Origin of the sequence: Desulfitobacterium sp. (assembly GCF_035539115.1) — a bacterium.
GTDB lineage: Bacteria > Bacillota > Desulfitobacteriia > Desulfitobacteriales > Desulfitobacteriaceae > Desulfitobacterium_A.
This window is the reverse complement of the sequence record NZ_DATLJA010000068.1, coordinates 1-16,874: the sequence shown is the minus strand read 5'-3', so window position 1 is coordinate 16,874 and position 16,874 is coordinate 1. Positions and strand designations below refer to the sequence as shown.

Annotated in this window: 19 protein-coding genes; 12 read left to right on the top strand and 7 right to left on the bottom strand. The window is 46.1% G+C overall.

From position 1 onward, the window contains the following. Positions 1 to 284: 284 nt before the first annotated feature. The 7 genes from VM640_RS11720 (at position 285) to VM640_RS11690 (ending at position 7,651) form a co-directional block, all read left to right on the top strand. A complete protein-coding gene (locus tag VM640_RS11720) occupies positions 285 to 515 on the top strand; it encodes an aspartyl-phosphate phosphatase Spo0E family protein (protein ID WP_325392408.1) in 231 nt (76 codons plus the stop codon). 142 nt (positions 516 to 657) lie between these two features. Next, positions 658 to 1,857, top strand: a complete 1,200-nt coding sequence (mutY, locus tag VM640_RS11715) for an A/G-specific adenine glycosylase (RefSeq protein ID WP_325392407.1) — start codon at positions 658 to 660, stop codon at positions 1,855 to 1,857. A gap of 106 nt (positions 1,858 to 1,963) precedes the next feature. Continuing rightward, entirely contained in the window at positions 1,964 to 2,347 is a 384-nt protein-coding gene (locus tag VM640_RS11710) for a response regulator (RefSeq protein WP_325392406.1), read from the top strand. A 113-nt stretch (positions 2,348 to 2,460) separates the two neighbouring features. Further along, on the top strand, positions 2,461 to 4,233 hold the full coding sequence (locus VM640_RS11705) for a S41 family peptidase (RefSeq protein ID WP_325392405.1): 1,773 nt from the start codon (positions 2,461 to 2,463) through the stop codon (positions 4,231 to 4,233). Positions 4,234 to 4,516: 283 nt separating this feature from the next. Beyond that, positions 4,517 to 4,837: a MazG-like family protein gene (locus tag VM640_RS11700; protein ID WP_325392404.1), complete on the top strand. Its 321-nt coding sequence runs from the start codon at positions 4,517 to 4,519 to the stop codon at positions 4,835 to 4,837. Positions 4,838 to 4,947: 110 nt separating this feature from the next. Next, positions 4,948 to 5,880 carry a cell wall hydrolase gene (locus VM640_RS11695; protein WP_325392403.1) on the top strand — a complete coding sequence of 311 codons (933 nt, stop codon included), beginning with the start codon at positions 4,948 to 4,950 and terminating at the stop codon, positions 5,878 to 5,880. 439 nt (positions 5,881 to 6,319) lie between these two features. Further along, positions 6,320 to 7,651: an acetyl-CoA hydrolase/transferase family protein gene (locus VM640_RS11690; RefSeq protein WP_325392401.1), complete on the top strand. Its 1,332-nt coding sequence runs from the start codon at positions 6,320 to 6,322 to the stop codon at positions 7,649 to 7,651. Between the two features lie 115 nt (positions 7,652 to 7,766). Here the strand turns inward: VM640_RS11690 and VM640_RS11685 are convergent, their stop codons facing one another. Next, entirely contained in the window at positions 7,767 to 8,684 is a 918-nt protein-coding gene (locus tag VM640_RS11685) for a metallophosphoesterase (RefSeq protein ID WP_325392399.1), read from the bottom strand. Between the two features lie 71 nt (positions 8,685 to 8,755). Between VM640_RS11685 and VM640_RS11680 the strand changes: the two genes are divergently transcribed. Next, positions 8,756 to 9,763: a hypothetical protein gene (locus VM640_RS11680; RefSeq protein WP_414647973.1), complete on the top strand. Its 1,008-nt coding sequence runs from the start codon at positions 8,756 to 8,758 to the stop codon at positions 9,761 to 9,763. A 113-nt stretch (positions 9,764 to 9,876) separates the two neighbouring features. Here the strand turns inward: VM640_RS11680 and VM640_RS11675 are convergent, their stop codons facing one another. From VM640_RS11675 to VM640_RS11660, 4 genes are read right to left on the bottom strand one after another with little or no spacing between them, the layout of a single operon-like run. Beyond that, complete coding sequence (locus VM640_RS11675; protein WP_325392397.1) at positions 9,877 to 10,128, bottom strand: hypothetical protein; 252 nt, start codon at positions 10,126 to 10,128, stop codon at positions 9,877 to 9,879. A 14-nt stretch (positions 10,129 to 10,142) separates the two neighbouring features. Beyond that, positions 10,143 to 10,730, bottom strand: a complete 588-nt coding sequence (locus VM640_RS11670) for a hypothetical protein (protein WP_325392395.1) — start codon at positions 10,728 to 10,730, stop codon at positions 10,143 to 10,145. Positions 10,731 to 10,772: 42 nt separating this feature from the next. Further along, positions 10,773 to 10,895 (bottom strand): hypothetical protein, encoded by a 123-nt coding sequence (locus VM640_RS11665; protein WP_325392393.1) that lies wholly within the window; start codon positions 10,893 to 10,895, stop codon positions 10,773 to 10,775. 12 nt (positions 10,896 to 10,907) lie between these two features. Continuing rightward, positions 10,908 to 11,411 (bottom strand): YlbF/YmcA family competence regulator, encoded by a 504-nt coding sequence (locus VM640_RS11660; RefSeq protein ID WP_325392391.1) that lies wholly within the window; start codon positions 11,409 to 11,411, stop codon positions 10,908 to 10,910. 149 nt (positions 11,412 to 11,560) lie between these two features. Between VM640_RS11660 and VM640_RS11655 the strand changes: the two genes are divergently transcribed. Beyond that, the gene (locus VM640_RS11655) at positions 11,561 to 12,253 is read left to right on the top strand and encodes a GDSL-type esterase/lipase family protein (protein WP_325392390.1); all 693 of its coding nucleotides are present in this window, start codon (positions 11,561 to 11,563) and stop codon (positions 12,251 to 12,253) included. A gap of 381 nt (positions 12,254 to 12,634) precedes the next feature. Continuing rightward, positions 12,635 to 12,766, top strand: coding sequence for a hypothetical protein (locus VM640_RS11650; RefSeq protein WP_325392388.1), 132 nt, complete (start codon positions 12,635 to 12,637; stop codon positions 12,764 to 12,766). A gap of 94 nt (positions 12,767 to 12,860) precedes the next feature. Here VM640_RS11650 and VM640_RS11645 read toward each other — a convergent pair whose 3' ends face one another. Beyond that, entirely contained in the window at positions 12,861 to 13,604 is a 744-nt protein-coding gene (locus tag VM640_RS11645) for a ZIP family metal transporter (RefSeq protein WP_325392386.1), read from the bottom strand. Between the two features lie 182 nt (positions 13,605 to 13,786). Between VM640_RS11645 and spoIIR the strand changes: the two genes are divergently transcribed. Continuing rightward, positions 13,787 to 14,470 carry a stage II sporulation protein R gene (spoIIR, locus tag VM640_RS11640; RefSeq protein ID WP_325392384.1) on the top strand — a complete coding sequence of 228 codons (684 nt, stop codon included), beginning with the start codon at positions 13,787 to 13,789 and terminating at the stop codon, positions 14,468 to 14,470. Here spoIIR and VM640_RS11635 read toward each other — a convergent pair. Continuing rightward, positions 14,465 to 15,223, bottom strand: coding sequence for a LytR/AlgR family response regulator transcription factor (locus VM640_RS11635; RefSeq protein WP_325392382.1), 759 nt, complete (start codon positions 15,221 to 15,223; stop codon positions 14,465 to 14,467). The genes spoIIR and VM640_RS11635 overlap by 6 nt on opposite strands. Before the next feature lie 179 nt (positions 15,224 to 15,402). On the opposite strand from VM640_RS11635, the gene VM640_RS11630 reads away from it, so the two are divergent. Further along, positions 15,403 to 16,170, top strand: coding sequence for a GerMN domain-containing protein (locus VM640_RS11630; RefSeq protein WP_325392380.1), 768 nt, complete (start codon positions 15,403 to 15,405; stop codon positions 16,168 to 16,170). Positions 16,171 to 16,874: the final 704 nt, after the last annotated feature.

Below are 16,874 nucleotides of genomic sequence, written 5' to 3'. Positions count from 1 at the left end.
ACCAAGTCTTCTATATCGCAAAGCTCGGCGAAAGCCGGGTTTTCTTTATACTAACAGAAAGTATAAGTTTAGGGCAGATAGCATAAGTGCAACCAACGGCTTTCGTTCTCGCTATGCTCGGCGAAAGCCGGGTTTTCTTTAGAAATAATCCCCGAACGGTTGCTACCGTAAATTCCTATCTATGTTAAAATATAGACATAATGGATAAGAGATGAATTTACACCCTGCCAAAGAATAAATTTGAGGAGAACCCTGCTAAATATTGTTCATGATGCGAATTAATAATGAAACTTAAAATAACTGACTCGTTTGAAGGGGGAAGGAAGCGAGAATCAATGCAAACGGATAGGTTATTAAAGAAAATTGAAAACCAAAGAAACCTACTTTATGCCAAAGCCAAGGATCGCAGGTTAGTTGATCCTGAGGTGGTTCAGATGAGTCAGAAGCTTGATCGTTTACTCAATCAGTATCATTCTTTAGTCACACGAGATAAATCCTCCCGTTCTAAAACCTAGGCCTTCGAGCAAAGCTTGAAAGTGCCTGGTTTTTTAAATTTGTGGATTTGATAGAACTAGAGCTCTATAATTTGTATAATTGAAATTGTTCCTTTTCAGGAAGAAATGATAAACGATAGGATTTGAAATAAGGAGAAGCAATTTGGAGCAATCAATGCACGTTTGGCCGAAGTATCTTTTACAGTGGTTTTGGCAAGTCAAACGGGACTTGCCCTGGCGAAAGACGAATAATCCGTATGCGATCTGGGTATCTGAAATTATGCTGCAACAAACTCAGGTAAAGACGGTGATTCCTTATTATCAGACGTTTCTTGAGCGGTTTCCTACAGTTCAGAGTTTAGCGCAGGCTGAGCTTGAGGAAGTTCTGGAGATGTGGCGAGGACTAGGATATTATTCGCGCGCCCAGCATCTGTGGGAGGGAGCGCGTTTTGTTCTGGAAGATTGGGAGGGCAAGCTTCCGGCAAGTTATGATAGCTTGTTAAAAATTCCGGGTGTTGGTGAGTACACAGCTGGGGCGATTGCCAGTATCGCCTTTCAGGAACGTGTACCAGCAATTGATGGGAATGTTAACCGGGTACTCGCAAGACTGTTGGCTTGGGAGGAACCACCCGGTAAGGTTAAGAGTCGTCGCGCATTTCGCGAGGTTTTGGGAAAGTGTCAGCCCGATGATCATCCGGGAGATTTTAATCAAGCGTTGATGGAATTAGGGGCTATTTTGTGTACCCCAAAATTCGTCAATTGCGCGGAATGTCCTCTTACAGAAGAGTGCGCAGCACATAAATTAGGGCAAGAATTAGCTTTCCCGGTGAAGCAAGGGCAGCATCGGGTGACTGAGGCCTTGCGTTTAACACTGCTGATCAAAAAGGAAGATAATTTCCTTATTAAGAAACGTCCGGCGCAGGGTCTGCTAGCGAATCTTTGGGAATTTCCGGGAGAAGAAATTTTCCTGCAGAATGTTGAATCTCTGAAGGAGAAGATTTGGTCTGAAGCTGTAGCGGAGTCGAAAGAAGGTTTAAGTCGGGTAGTCCTGAATCGGGAGGTTTGGTATGAGCTCTATCGACGGGTCGTACCAGATCGTTCACAGGATCAGGAGGTTTGGCGTAAGTTGGAACAAAGTTTAGAAGTCATGGGTCCTATAGGGCATGTCTTTAGCCATCGACGCTGGGAAATGTATTGGATTGTTTTAGAGTGCTCGGGTGAGTTGATGGCTAAAGATAGGCGTAATCAAGATATGCGCTGGGTAAGTAGGGAAGAGCTCGAGAGAATAGCCTTACCGGTGGCGTTCCAGAAGCTTCTTGAACCATCGGAAGTGGAAAATAGAATTAATAAGAGGAATACTTGACAAAAATGTAATAAATTGTTTGAAAAAATAACTTTTTTGTTATAAAATATAAATAAGTATTTTTTTTAAAACGATGTTTTGCAATTCGGTGAAATGAGGGTTTATTATGAACAACAGGTATCTATTAGTTGCTGATAATAACATTTCGACGCGATCGTTTCTCCAGGAAACGTTGCAGAAAGCTGGGTATGAAACAAAATCGGTGGCTTCAGGGGATGAGTGCCTAAGGTTGTCTTTTTCCAACGAAAGGCCTTCACTCATTATTCTCGGGTGGCAAATGCCGGTATTAACGGGTCTTGAGATTCTTACCCTTTTGAAAGTGGATGAGCGGTCAAAGTCTATTCCTGTGATTATGGTTAGCACGGAACAGGGTGATGAAGAACAAGCTTTAAACACGGGGGCATATGTACTTTTAACTAAACCTTTAGCAATCGACTCTCTGTTGCTCCACGTCCAAGGTGCTTTGAGGCTAGAAGAGCCAAGGCTTTAAAGGGCGTTACCTCAGGTTAGTTTCCCATATTCCTCTCGATTTGCTGTGTATATGACAGGAATCAGGTGACTGATGTCGAATCAAGCAAATTAAGAGAGGATGGGGAAAAGTAGATGTTTAGACGTACTTTTAAAATCAAGACCATAACAGCTTTAGCGTTAGCGGTTAGTTTACTTCTTTCAACTCCGGTATTGGCAGCAGAAGATACGCTCCCGGAAGTAAAGGCGCTTTTGCAGAATCAATATGTTGACCCAGTAGCAAGTGAGGTTTTGCAGGCGCCGAGTATTGAAGAGATGTTGCAAAAGCTCGGGGATCCACATACAATCTATTTTACAGCTAAGCAATATCAGGATTTCATCAACTCAATGGACATGACATTTTCCGGGATCGGAGTCTATATCGAGCTCGCTCCGGCAGGAATTCGGATCACTTCGGTGATCGAGGGATCTCCCGCCGCAGAGGTTGGACTCAAGGCGGGTGACCTTATTACTGAAGTTGCTGGACAATCCTTAGCGGGACTCCCACAGGAGACAGCAGTAGGATTTTTGCGGGGGCTAGATGGGAGTTCAGTCCAGATCACCGTGCAACGCGGGGGGACGACTTTTAATTTAGCGGTACCCCGGCGTGCGATTGAAATCCCGACCGTTGACGGAAAGCTCATCAATGGGGAAATAGGGTATATCGCTATTCATACGTTTGGCGCAACGACCCCGGCTGGATTTGATCAGATCGTCAAGGAACTAAAAGGAAACGGAGCGAAAGCCTGGATTATCGACTTACGGGATAATCCAGGAGGGTATTTGAGCTCAGCCTTAAGTATGGCAGGGTATTTTATCGGGGATCAGACGGCTCTACAAACGAAGGATCGAAGCGGAAAATATGTTCCTTATCCCGGGGTGAAACAAGCTGTCACCTTGAACGAACCAACGATGTTTTTGACCAATGAAAATAGTGCCAGCGCCTCTGAAATTTTGACGAGTGTGGTTAAGGATTACCATAAGGCGACAATCGTCGGGAATCGGACCTATGGCAAAGGCTCAGTTCAGAGTATGTTTCCTCTCACTGATGGAAGTGTACTGAAAATGACGATTGCCAAGTTCTTTTCCCCGTTCGGCAACGAAATTAACAAAGTTGGGATTAACCCGGATGTCAAGATCCTGAGCTCGGATTCGGAAAAAGTAGCTGAGCTTCTTCTTGAGGGTGCGTTGCAACCGGTGAAGACTACGAGTCAAACAACGATCGGAGAAGGCAAAACCTCGGATCCCGAAGGTTCGGTTCAGGTCTATGCTAACAGTAAGTTCTGGAAGATTTCTTTAGAACAGGCTAGGACTCCGGAATTTTGGCAATCTTATGGCGAATTGGTTTCCACCCTTAGCCCTGGAAATGTCCAAAAATGGGAAGGACAAAGTTGGCTTCAGTTTAGTGATCAAGAAAAGGTGAAAAGATGGCCCCTCTTTTACCCTGACTATCGAGAACTCACGGGGTTGCAAGGAGTTCCACTGGATAAGAAGTTCACGGTTACGTTCAATAGCTCCATGAATTGGCAAACGGTGACGGCGGAAAGCTTAGAAATTATTGAAAGCGAGAGCGGAGAACGTGTGATGCTCGAATTTACGCCGTTAAGTGATCATGAGCTTCAGGTTATCCCAAAGGATCTCCTGCAGTCCGGGAAAACCTACTGGCTGGTGACTCATCCGACGATTCAGGGTAAGGATGGTGTGGCTTTAGCTGATGGGGCATTAGCCGTGATTCAAACCGTTACTTCGGGGAGTGCGCCGGTCAAAGTCCAATCGAGTCGTCCCGCTAGACCGCAAGGGGAGCTTCTTCCCTTACCAGATTACGGACAAGCACTTCTAGATGTCAATGTAAATTCTTTGAGTAAATAGGAAAGACATTCATACTGCTACGCAGCACCTGCAAAGAATAAAGAAAACTTAGCTGGCGCCAAATCCCAGCGCAGGTGGCTGCTTAGTTGCCTTATCCTGCCGGACATAAACACTTGCATCGTAGGATGAAAAAGCTTGGGTCGAGTAGCTTCTCGCACATCCGAGCGTCTGTAACGTAACTCTGCTCGCAAGAATTTCACAACCTATTTGACCTGAGCAGATCTAAGGTTTTTTCAGAATAGAAATGGGTAGATTAATAGAGTAATGAAGAGAGGTTTTTGGAGTGGAAGAACTTCGTCGTTCGAAAACGGTGACATTGCCACGGCTTAACCGGCTCAGTCCATCGTTGGAGAGCACAGCCTTGAAAATCATGGAGGAGTCGGGGGAACTGGCTCAGGCCATAGGGAAATTCCGAGGATTGAGTGGGGAACGTTTGCGGGTGGAAGAAGCGGAAGCCATGCAAATGGTCGCTCAGGAACTCGTCGACGTCGCCCAAACTGCGGTCACGATGATGTTCGTTTTGGAGGAACAATATGGGATTCACCTGGATGAAATTCTTGAAGAGCACGTAAATAAGTTACGAAAAAAAGGGTATTGCGATTAAAAATCAGGTATAAAATTCACGGCTTTCTATCTTTAAAACTTTCGGCAGTTATAAAAATCACTGTCTTTGGGAAAGAATAGAAATAATTCTTTCTGAAGAGGTGATTTTTTTTGCCACACCGACGATGCCGGAAATCCTCGGCAATGTTCCTGTGCGGGGTGCTCATCCTATTTTTCTGGCAAAGCACGATTTACCCTGTACGTGGACAAACTGGCGGTGAACCCATTAATGGGTCAACTGCTAAGGTAGAGAAAATGCAAATTGTTATCCAAAAAGGAGACACACTATGGAGTCTGGCGCAGAAGTACCAGCTGTCCCTCGAACAATTAACGCAGATCAATCACATTGCCTATCCTGACCACATTCGCGCCGGTCAAAAACTTTGGATCGTTACCCCCGATTTAAGCCAAGAACACGTACAACAGGAAATACAGACTCTAATACAGCCTCAAGTGTCAATTCGTGCTCGTTCTCAAATTCAGACACAGGCTCAAGCTCAAGCTGTCCAAGTTCAAAACATGGAGAAAGTCAAGACTGTTGAGATCATTATGGGGCAAGGCGAAGAACAGGAAATAGTCGTTCAAACCGAGGCTCAAGAGACGAGGGTATCACAGCCTTCGGTTGCGCAGGAAACGGCTCCTGTAGCTTCACGAGGGCAGCAGGTACAAGCGACGGTTAAGGATCAGGCTACAAAAGCTGACCTCGATCTGTTAGCCAGGGTAATCTATGCTGAAGCGCGAGGAGAGGATTTTGAAGGACAAGTCGCTGTGGGCGCTGTCGTTCTCAATCGCCTCAAGGACTCAAGTTTCCCCAAGACAATTCGTGACGTGGTTTATCAGACGGGAGCGTTTACGGCAGTTAGTGATAAGCAAATTCATCTCACTCCGGATGAAGAAGCTTATCGGGCGGCAGAGACAGCCTTAACAGGTCAAGACCCGACCGGAGGTGCACTCTACTATTTTAACCCTAAGACAGCAACAGATCGCTGGATCAAGAGTCGTTCGGTGATCAAACAGATAGGAAACCATACGTTTAGTATTTAAAAAGCAAATTGGCTACAAAAGAAGCTCCGCACCACGATTCAAAAGGTCAAGTGGTGCGGAGTTCCCTTTTATAAACTGTAGACAAATAGAGATTATTGTCGCTTTTTATAGACACTGCTAAGAAATGAAAAAGAGTCGACAGGATCAGCCTATATCAGCCAATTCAGATGATTCCGAAATTCGGCTGTAGCAAATTGGCGACAGTCCGCGAAATAGTACTTTTTTTAACAAATTTTTATTAATTAGTATATTTATTTTTTATCAGCTCAGAATTCCTTACTTAAAGGGATTCTTGAGATGTGGCTAGACCGCAGACAAAATTTTCGGAAAATTGGCATATATCTTGCAATAAAGAGAAGGGATAGAAATGAGGTAGGTTGTTGCCTCGATCTAAAATCTAGAGATAAAGAAATGAAGATTTTCGAGGAGGATGGGCTAAATGAGTTTGAACGCCGAATATGAAAAGAAATTAGTAACCCCTGAGCAAGCGGTCCGTGTTGTTAAATCCGGGGATTGGGTCGATTATGGAGCCTTTGCTGGTCAAGTTGTGGCGCTGGACAAAGCGTTAGCAGCACGTAAGGAAGAACTTCATGATGTAAAAATCCGTACAGTCACCTCGCTGCGTATGCCTGAAGTTGTGAAGGCTGATCCCGAGGCCAAGCATTTTACGTTTAATAACTGGCATTTTAGTGGTATTGACCGTAAACTCCATGATCAAGGGGCTTGCTGGTATATTCCAATGCTTTATCATGAGCTTCCAGGTATGTATCGTAGATTCCTGGATGTGGATGTAGCGATGATTCCGGTTACGCCGATCGACGAGCATGGGTATTTTAACTTTGGACCTCAAGTATCTCATACCCATGCCATTTGTGAAAAGGCTAAAATCGTCATTTTAGAAGTCAATCATAGTATGCCGCACTGCCTCGGGGGAAGGGAAGAAAGCATTCATATTTCCGAAGTGGATTATATTGTGGAAGCAGACTGGCAGTTGGCGCAGGTTCCGAGCAGCGAACCGAAAGAAATCGAAGAAAAAATCGCTTCGTTTATTATGCCTGAACTCGAAGACGGAAGCTGTATTCAACTGGGTATCGGTGGTATGCCGAATGCAATGGGCAAGATGATTGCTCAATCTGATTTGAAGGATTTGGGGCTTCATACTGAGATGTTCACCGAGTCAATGGTTGAGATGGTGGAGTCAGGACGTGTAACAGGGGCGAAAAAGACGCTGGATAAGTATAAAGTTACTTATACTTTCGGCTTCGGTACCCAGAAGACGTATGACTTTTTAAACAATAACCCAATGTGTGCAGCCTATCCTGTTGATTATGTCAATGATCCGTTCATTATTGCCCAAAATGATAAAGTTGTTTCCATTAACAACTGCATTGAGATCGATTTGACGGGTCAAGTTTGCTCAGAATCGTCAGGTACGCGTCAAATCAGTGGGACGGGTGGACAGTTTGATTTTGCCTTTGGTTCGTATCATTCAAAAGGCGGGAAATCCTTTATGGCTATGGAATCGACCTTCCATAAGAAGGGAGAACTTCATTCAAGGATTAATCCGATCATAACTCCAGGAGGAGTTGTTACCACTCCGCGTGCTCTTGTCGAATACATGGTCACCGAATATGGGATTGTAAATTTGAAGGGGAAATCGACATGGGAACGGGCTGAAGCTTTAATTTCAATCGCTCATCCTGACTTCCGTGAAGAATTGATCAAAGAGGCCGAGAAGATCGGGATCTGGCGTAATAGTAATAAACGCTAAGAAAATGCTCTAAATTGATAATGGGATAAATGAAGAAGCTTTCAGATAAGGTTTTGTTGAGTAAACGAAACTTTGTTCTGGAAGCTTCTTCATATTTTAGGGCAGTTGTGTCCTACTACTCCGTCCGGTGAACTGGCTCAGCTTGACCCTTGTGTAAGGTGAAAATCGCAATTTCTGGGGGAACGTTTAAGCGCAAGGGAATTCCACTTTCGCCAATGCCACGGTTTATGTAAAGGGGAACACCCTCTATCACGTGATACCCCTCATAGATTCCGTTATCGCCAAGGTAGGTGTTCGTAATTAGTGGTTTCATACCAGGAAGTCGGATTTGACCACCATGGGTATGTCCAGTCAAAAGAAGTTCAGCGCCATACTTGGCGATGTCATCAAGAGAATCGGTAGAATGGGAGAGGACGAGGCGAAAGGGGAGTTCTGAGGAAGATGTTTGAGATAGCTTAGCATAAGATTTGGCAACATCATCATGGGCGGTAGCAGGGTCATCCACCCCTATAATCCAAAGGTTCAGATCCTTGATCCGTTCGGCATCATTAATGAGCGGAATCCAGCCGATTCCCAGAAGAAGTTCCATATAACGGTTAAAAAGAGATCGTGAGAAATGCCAATAATCGTTATTACCCATAACCATATACTTACCAAAACGCGCCGTGAGCGGTTGCAGATATTCCACTACTTTATCTAGGTCCGTACGGTCGGAAATGAGATCCCCGGTCAGCACGAGAAGATCAGATTTTTGGGCATTGACCTGGCTTTGAAGGGAGGATGAGCTGAAGCGAAGTTGCTCGAGGTGAAGGTCGGAAAGCTGAACAATGCGCTTGCCCTCGAGTGCGGCGGGGAGAGCTGGATAGGATAAGTCCCAAAACTCTTTTTCTAGGGTGAGTGTGTCATGTTCGGCCAAGGCCAAAATTCCCGCTCCACCGATAGCCGTGCTGGAAAGAGCCCAATGGCTAGCGAGTAGTCCGCCTACTCCTCGTAAAAAACCACGACGGGTTAATGTCTTTAGAGATTTTTCCATCAACAAAACTCCTCATTTAAGTAAGGTATAAATCAGTCTTTGCCTATGATGTTATCACACCAGAACTGGGTATGCCAAACCAAAGAACCAAATCCCTGGATTCGACATATCATGTTGTGAAAGAGGTTCAGAGATGGGGGGGAGAAAATGTGAGGTTCGGTGGAGATATGGGGAGGTCACAGGGTTTTGGACAGGCTAATCCGCAAGGACCACCTGTTCCTCAACTGGGACAGGGACCAGGGATGCCCCAAGGCGGAGGAATGTATCCGAATAGTATGCCCCCGGGCCCTGGAATACCTCCGGGCTATGGGATGTATCCGGGAGGTGGGATGTTACCTGGGCAAGGAATCACCCCTGGGGGAGGATCCATACGAAATACCCTGGGGTCTGGATTGAAAAGTAGGGGAGTCTTTCAAAAGGACGGAAAAATAACCAATAGTCGTGGTGGATTTATTGGACCGAAGCAAGGAGGTGGACCGATGGGAAGTGGTCCGTTTTCATTTCTTGGGCAGGGGGGAGGCGGGCCGGTGATGAACCAGCCGCGCCAGCTAATTTTAGAAGCAGCCCAGGCGGGGATAGCTGCTAATGGTATCGCGACAATTTCTCCGGATAATGTTTTTAGCTGTGTCGCCAATTTACCCTTGCCCAATACCTTAGTAGGGCAGGGCTACGGAACGTATGCTGCTTATTTGGTGGATCAAAAAGGAACTACCGGGTTTTTAGCTGGAGTTTTAAGGCCAATTGGGAGCGGAGTTTACCAAACTCAGTTTCGAAGTCAAGTTCCTCTTCTGTATTACAGCCGGGTTCTAATTACGGTGGAAAATCCTCAGGACTTAGGGCAGGCTCCCAAAGGGCCAATCATCCTCCAAGTAAGGCAACCCATGGGGCCTTCTCGATTTCTAAGTCCTGTCAAAAAAGCGGGAGGGTCAGTCTGGCAAAAGATCTACGGATTTGTTCGAGGAAGAGGAAATCCCTCGACCGTCCCCCTTGCCCCATCTGCCTTAGGTGAAGGCGTTCTCGCACCAGAAGTTTTGCCATCGGTGGATCCATCAATTTCTCCACTCCCGCCAACAAATTAGAGAAGCGTTGAGTGTGGTAATTGCAAAGGAAGATTTACTGCAGGTGGAGTTTTAGAAACTCTATCTGCAGTTTAATATATATAAAAGCACTCCCGCCTTTAATGGGGAAAGTGCTAAAGAGAAAATATAATGAGAAGAACCAGACCTATGAAGGCTAAAACGCTGAGGGTAACAATAATTCCTAAGGTAGCGATCGTCGCCGAAGTAAAGAGAGCGTTGGTAATGAAAACAATTAAGAAGAAAACGGTTAAGGCAATAAAGCTTGCTCCTACAGCGGGAGACTGAAGAAAGGTAATGGTCTTACGAAAGCCTGAGTCGCTATAATCTGGCCCCCCGGGGGGGAATGGAGTTCCATAATGATTCATGGAATTTGTCCTCCTTATTGAGAAGCTGGAGTCGGTTCGCAACCTGGGGTTCCAAGACCGGTACGTTCGATTAAGAACTGAGAGAGAAACATGGCCAAAGCCAAAATGAGATTTCCGGGAACGCCGGGAATTTCAAAGAGGGGAACGTTAAAAGTGGTATCCGGACTCCCATCAAAGCTGGCAAAAGGAGCACTTACGGTCAGGGAAAAGCTTAAGTTGTCTGGGAAAAGGGGTTCATCCTCGCCAACGGGCCCAAAACCCTGTCCGGTTGGCGAACCGTTAGGTAGAGTAAGGGCACCGTTAGCTGCACTTTGTAAGAGGTTCATAAGTTCGGGGAGTGTCAGAGTTACCGGGTACAAATCGGGTTGAACATGATGGAGATTGGGGGATTGAACAAGAGAACGCTTCGTGAGAAAGTTCATTAGAATATCGAGTCCAGCTACGATTAAGGAGGCGAAGGGGAGCTCAGCTGTTGCAAAGGGGAAAATCATGGCGCTAACTGGGCTAAAGGGTAGATTACAGCGGATAGGGCTAGTGACTAAGAGCGAAAAAGAGAAGGGAGCGACAGGCGGGGATGGAGAACAAGAGGGTAATGTTGCCATGTCGCAGGCACCTCCTTCTTTAAGGCTTTAACCTTCTTTCTCCTAAAACCAGGTTTGAATAATTAACCATCCCCCTAAAAAGAGGACGATCAGGAAAGCAATGAGCGTAATGGGGTGGGTAATATCATTTTTAAGAAGGGGGCGAGAATAAAGAGCTGGGGGCATGCTGAAAACCTCTTATTCCGACATTCCCGGGAATTTAAAATCGGCAGGGAGCTTCATTCCTCCGGGAAGTTTAAAGTCTTTGGGAATCTCCAGTGATTTCATCGAGTTACCTCCACCGATTGAATCAAAGATCTTTTGCGCCATATTTTTAATTTCATCTGGCAGAGGAAGTTGATCAGCGCTTGGCATACCGTGAATGGTTGTTGTAATCGTGAGATTGACCATGGCCATAACCCGCTCAAACTTTTGCTGTTGGAGGAAATAGGTCTTAATGAGAGGATGCTTGTTCATAATACGAATTCTCAAGTCGATCAGAGCCAACGCTTCCTTTTCAGGAACGACTTTGCTAATCATTTGAGTTGTAACGATTTGCTGTTCTTTTTCTTGATAGTTCATAAAGGATTCACTAGCTTCCGCGTCAGCATTGATTGCGGCTTCGGCGGCAATCAATGCTTGCACTTCAGGGGTTTGGACCAAAGCCTCCCCAAGTTCTCTGGCCTTATCGATGTAGCTCATTTTATGGGGCACCTCCTTCGATTCTTGATACTAAAGTATGCGAGAAGTCTTCAGGACGTGAGAGCAGGAATGGACAGAGAAATGTAGAATCATTTAAGAAGAGATTAGACGGTGCTAGGTAATGTTTTTTACGTGTACGGAGGGATATAATGAGGACTTATCGTTTGGAAATTCGGCTGATTCAAGTAGCGATTGTGCTCAGTATTTTTGTGGTGATTGCCGGATTTTTAGGGGCTTGGGGAAGCTCAAAAGGGCAAAGGGCAGACTCATCACTACCAGATGTCAGCAAAACGGCTCAGACGCAAACGTTGGAGAACACAAAAATCGTCGCCTTGGGGGATTCCTTCACGTATGGATACCCTAGAGATCGGGAGCATTCCTGGGTGGCGGTCCTCGAAAAGAGCCTGAATACTTCGGTTGTGAATAAAGGGAAGGGTTATCAAACGTCAAAGGATCTGCTTTCCCGTTTCGATGCGGATGTCGTCACGGAAAAGCCTGGTCGTGTGATTTTATTTGGAGGAAATGGAGATGCCCTGAGATCGGTTTCTCTAGAGGAGTACCAAAGCAATATGAAAGCACTGGTTGATAAGTCTCGTTCCAATAACATTATTCCGCTACTCGCTCTGCCGATGCCTTATCCTGGAGCCCAAAAAATGATTGGAGATATGCGAACCTGGATGCAGGATTATGCAAAAACAGAGAGGATCCTTGTTCTTGATTTCGCCTCGGCTGTGATGGATGCAGACGGCAAATATCTTGAGGGGTTTTCCGATGACAAGAAATACCCAACGTCTAAAGGGTATCAGGCGATGGGGGAATACGCGGCTCGCGTACTCAAATAGTCGGGCTTAGTGAAACGAGGGCAGGACAGCGGCGTCGCTTTGGCCACGGTCGCTTGGGGCGCTCGCAGACCGAACTAGAGCTCAGAATTCGGGCTGCGGTGGGGTACCTGGCAAATTCGCCGTCCTTGGCTCACTGCCAGCCGCGCACGTCGTGTGCGTGGCCCCGCCTCCGCCCGATTTCTTCGCTAAGTTCGGTTAGCTGCTCACTTTATGCCGCTCCCTTAGGCCAAAGCGGTTAACCCTAACTCACTCTGTAGAATTGGTTAGGCATAGACCTGAAAGCGTAGCTTTTCCCCTTCGAGGATAAGTCGACTAAGGCTTGAGTTTCGTACCTCAACTCTAAGCCAGTCTCCTATATCGCGCAGGAGTGAACGATTTGCGATGGAAGGGCGTTCAGGCGAACGAAGCTTCCGAGGGTTAGCGGCGCCACTGGTTCACATGCAGAAAGCAGAAGGGTTTGGCAGAGCTCCCTCGGAGGCAAGAGAGCCAGCCATGGAGACGCTAAGTACGTGAGTCTCCGGTGGAGATTCACGCCCGAAGGTCCGGATGCACGAAAAGCCCGCTTTCAAATTCTTTTAGGCCAGGATACGGTCGCATGGTGCCTAGATTACAAAAGATGCTGGAGGAAGCTGAGCAACGCGAAGAAGACGTAGCCGATGACTCCTCCCAGCAAGGCATAGTGAGGATGACGTTCTCTCGAGAGGGGCCAGAGTTCAGCGAAAACTAAAAAGGCCATGGCACCTCCGGCGAGAGCGAGAAAAAAGGCGAGCGAATCCTTCACTCCTTCGATCACGATAATTCCTAAGAGAGCACCAAGTGGGGTGAAAAAGGCGATCCCCACATTGAGAAGGAGAATTTTCCACCTTCGGATGTCAGCCATTTTTAAGGGCGCGGATGTGGCCATTCCTTCGGGAAGATTATGAAGGGTGATAGCCAGCGCAATAAGGAAGCCAAGTCCCTCTGTTGCTTCTTGTCCGACAGCGATAGCCATGCCTTCGGGAATATCATGCAAGGCAATACCGGAGGCCACGAGCAGTCCGACGCGTTTCAGGCGTTGACGGCGTGACAAAGGGAGAGTGGGGGAAGAGGAGTTAAGCTGATGATCAGCCACTCCCATAAAGAGTAGACCAAGGATGAGGCCAAGGAAGACCTGAAGGGGTGGCCCAATTTGCCAAGCCGTGGGTAGAAGATCCAAACTGACGACGGCTAACATCACTCCACCGGCTCCAGCGAGCAGGGCCGCAAGCACCCGTTCTTGGGGACGCCCGAAAATGAGAACGAGGATGCTGCCTAAGGTTGTCGCAAAACCGGCAATTGTACTAATCCAGAGAATTTCAAGCGTAGGCGTCATCGGAAATTCCCCCTTATTAAAAAAGCCCTATTAAGGATGTATGCTTGAAAACCACCATTATACAAATAAAAAAGTTTAATTTTTCACAAATAAAAGTCTAAAACCCCTTTTCATCTGGACATACTGAATGTAGGAGATGATTCAGTATCGAGTGCATCCAGAGAAGAGGGGTTTAACGTTAAATGAGGGAGCTATTATTCAGTTCAGGCTTAAAATCGAAAAATTACTGCTGGTTGAGTATTTTCCTTATCTTGCTTGTGACTATAGGAAATTTAGGGCAAGGTTTTGGACTTAGTCAAAGTTTGCCTATACTAGCTCGAGACTCGGTTCCGAAGGGCGGAGAATCACAGTTGACCGTTCAGCCGGATGAGCTGATTCGTTTTCATGTTCTCGCAAATTCGGATAGTGAAGAGGATCAGGCGATTAAACGGGCAGTTCGAGATGCCGTTTTAGAAGAAGTTTCTCCTCGGCTGGCTGAATCGCACTCCCTTGAGGAGTCACGGCAAATCCTCACAGGACTGCGTCCGAAAATTGAGCAAATCGGGAAAGCGGTCGTTCTCGCATCGGGGAAAACGTATGAAGTTAAAACGGATTATGGGTATTTTACCTTTCCTACCAAATCCTATGGTTCACTCGTTTTGCCAGCAGGGGAGTATGAGGCAGTAAGGATTCTGATCGGTAAAGCTGAAGGCTCAAATTGGTGGTGTGTCCTGTTTCCCCCCTTATGTTTCGTGAATATTGAGCATTCAACAGCCGTTCAGGTTGATGGAAAGCCTGGGATACCCATTCAAAAAGGAACTCAGGCAAAACCGGAGGTCAAGTTTTGGTTTTGGGAGAAGTTGAAGAATTTATGGCAGAAATTATAACCCTAAAATCTCTTTTAACTTTCTGGCTTGAGTGCGGCTTACGGGTACCTCGCTTCTTTCTTGGTCATCGACGACGACCGTATAAATTCCATTGAAATAGGGGATGAGTTCACGCATCCGCTTGATGTTAACCAGATAACAACGGTGGGTGCGGAAAAAAAGGCTTGAGCTTAAGCGAGACTCTAATTCGCGGAGTGTAAAGCGTGCGAGATAAGATTCCTTCTGGGTTTTGACAAAAACGTTATCTTTATCCGTATAAATATAGATGATCTCTTCTGGACGCAGGAGAATGGTTTTGCCTCGTTGTTCGACGGGAATGACTTCTAGGGGCCGAACTGGGGCGGCTGTTGGTGGAGAATGAGATTCTAGTGGAGATGTAGATAGAGAGGCTTGGTAGGCAATGACCTTTTGCAGGGATTGTTCGAGCCGTTCTGGATTGATAGGTTTCAAGAGATAATCCAAAGCATTCACGGAGAATGCCTCAACCGCAAATTCCTCGTGCGCTGTTGTGAAAATAACTGCAGGGGAATTTCCCTTCTCGCGGAGTTTTTTCGCTAATTCGATTCCTTGCATTCCTGGCATATCGATGTCGAGGAAGACGACAGAGTACTCAAGATTATTGATAAGCTCCAAAGCCTCTAAGGCATTCTCTGCTTCACCGACAATCTGAATTTCGGAAAACGGTTGGAGCAGATAACGTAACTCTTTGCGTGCTGGAGATTCGTCATCCACTAATAAAGCGCGAAGTTTCAAGGCTTCTCCTTCTTTCCCACTGTAATATATAATAATATATTTTCATACTATTTTGACAATATCGTAAAAAATCCTTCCTCCTGCCGAAATTTTCTATGATGAACCTGTACTATTTTTCTGGACAAAGCATAGCATGTAACACAAAGCTTTTGAACGGATTAAGGTTAGGGGGAAGAAGGATGGAAAAGAGGACACAGGGTATTGCGAAACGAATTCACTGGAAAAAGCTCTGCGCATATTTCGGGGTGATGCTGATGGGGGTTCTGCTTGCAGGATGTGGAACCTTGCAAACACTGGTCCAGAAAGATGGGGGAACTTCTCCGTTATCCCAGTGGATTGGGGGGAGTGAACAAACCGTTCCAGCGACAACAAATCTTGGGGACGGGAAAGCGGTCAAGCTCTATTTCCCAGATAGTACCGGAAAGTCCTTGATAAAAGAAGAAAGAACCTTGCCAAAGACGTTAAGTGTAGCACGGGAAGCGATTAACCAGTGGCTAAAGGGCCCAGTCCAGGGAAAAGGGCAGGCAGCTGTAGCGCCAGCAACGACTCTCTTGGATATTGCGGTCAAAGATGGAGTGGCTACAGTTGACCTAAGCAAGGAGTTTACTCAACCGTTCGGCAAAGTGTCCCAAGAAGTCGCAGTTTATGGTCTTGTTAATACCCTGACTCAGTTTCCAACGGTACATGAAGTCAAGCTTAAGATTGAAGGGAAAGCCTTGACCAAGCTCGGAAATTTGGATTTAAGTAAACTATCTTATAAAGAAGGGTTTGTCAAAGATATATTACCTGATAAAAGTTCCGGAACGGGAAGCGTTAATACTCCTTCGGCTCCGGCAGGGGCTGTAGGTACTCCAGGTGCTTCAGGTACATCGAGCGATAACGTAAAATCTAAGCCGGATTCGCCAAGTACGCTTAATCTATTCTCCGTCCCTACGAGTACAACTTAGAAGATATGAGTTGGTCAGAAGTTTCAAGGTGAAATATATATTCTTGTTAAGAGGGGTTATCCCCTCTTTTTCTTATTGACGGGCAATGTGCTAAAATATAAAGAATACACAGTATTACAGGAAACGATGGGAATCCGCGAAGAGAGGATAGAAAATCAGATAAGCTTTGCCTGCGGATTAAAATCGCATAATGGTTAAAAACTAAGGCGGGTCTCCTGCCTTTTTCATACTAACAGAAAGTATAGGTTTTGGGCAGATAGTATAAGTGCAACTAAGGCTTCCGCCTACGCTAGAGGCTTGGCGCAAGCCAAGTTTTCTTTATACTAACAGAAAGTACAAGTTTTGGGCAGATAGCATAAGTGCAACTAAGGCTTCCGCCTACGCTAGAGGCTTGGCGCAAGCCAAGTTTTCTTTATACTAACAGAAAGTATAAAATTTTTGGCAGATAGCATAAGTGCAACCAGCGGTTTTCGCTTTCCTACGATGCAAGTAGCTAAGTCCGGCAGGATAAGGCGACTAAGGCCAGCGCTTTGGCGCTTGGCCAAGTCTTCTTTATCCTACAATGCAAGTAGTTAAGTCCGGCAGGATAAGGCGACTAAGGCCATCGCTTTGGCGCTGGCCAAGTCTTCTTTATCCTACGATGCAAGTAGCTAAGTCCGGCAGGATAAGGCGACTAAGGCCAGCGCTTTGGCGCTTGGCCAAGT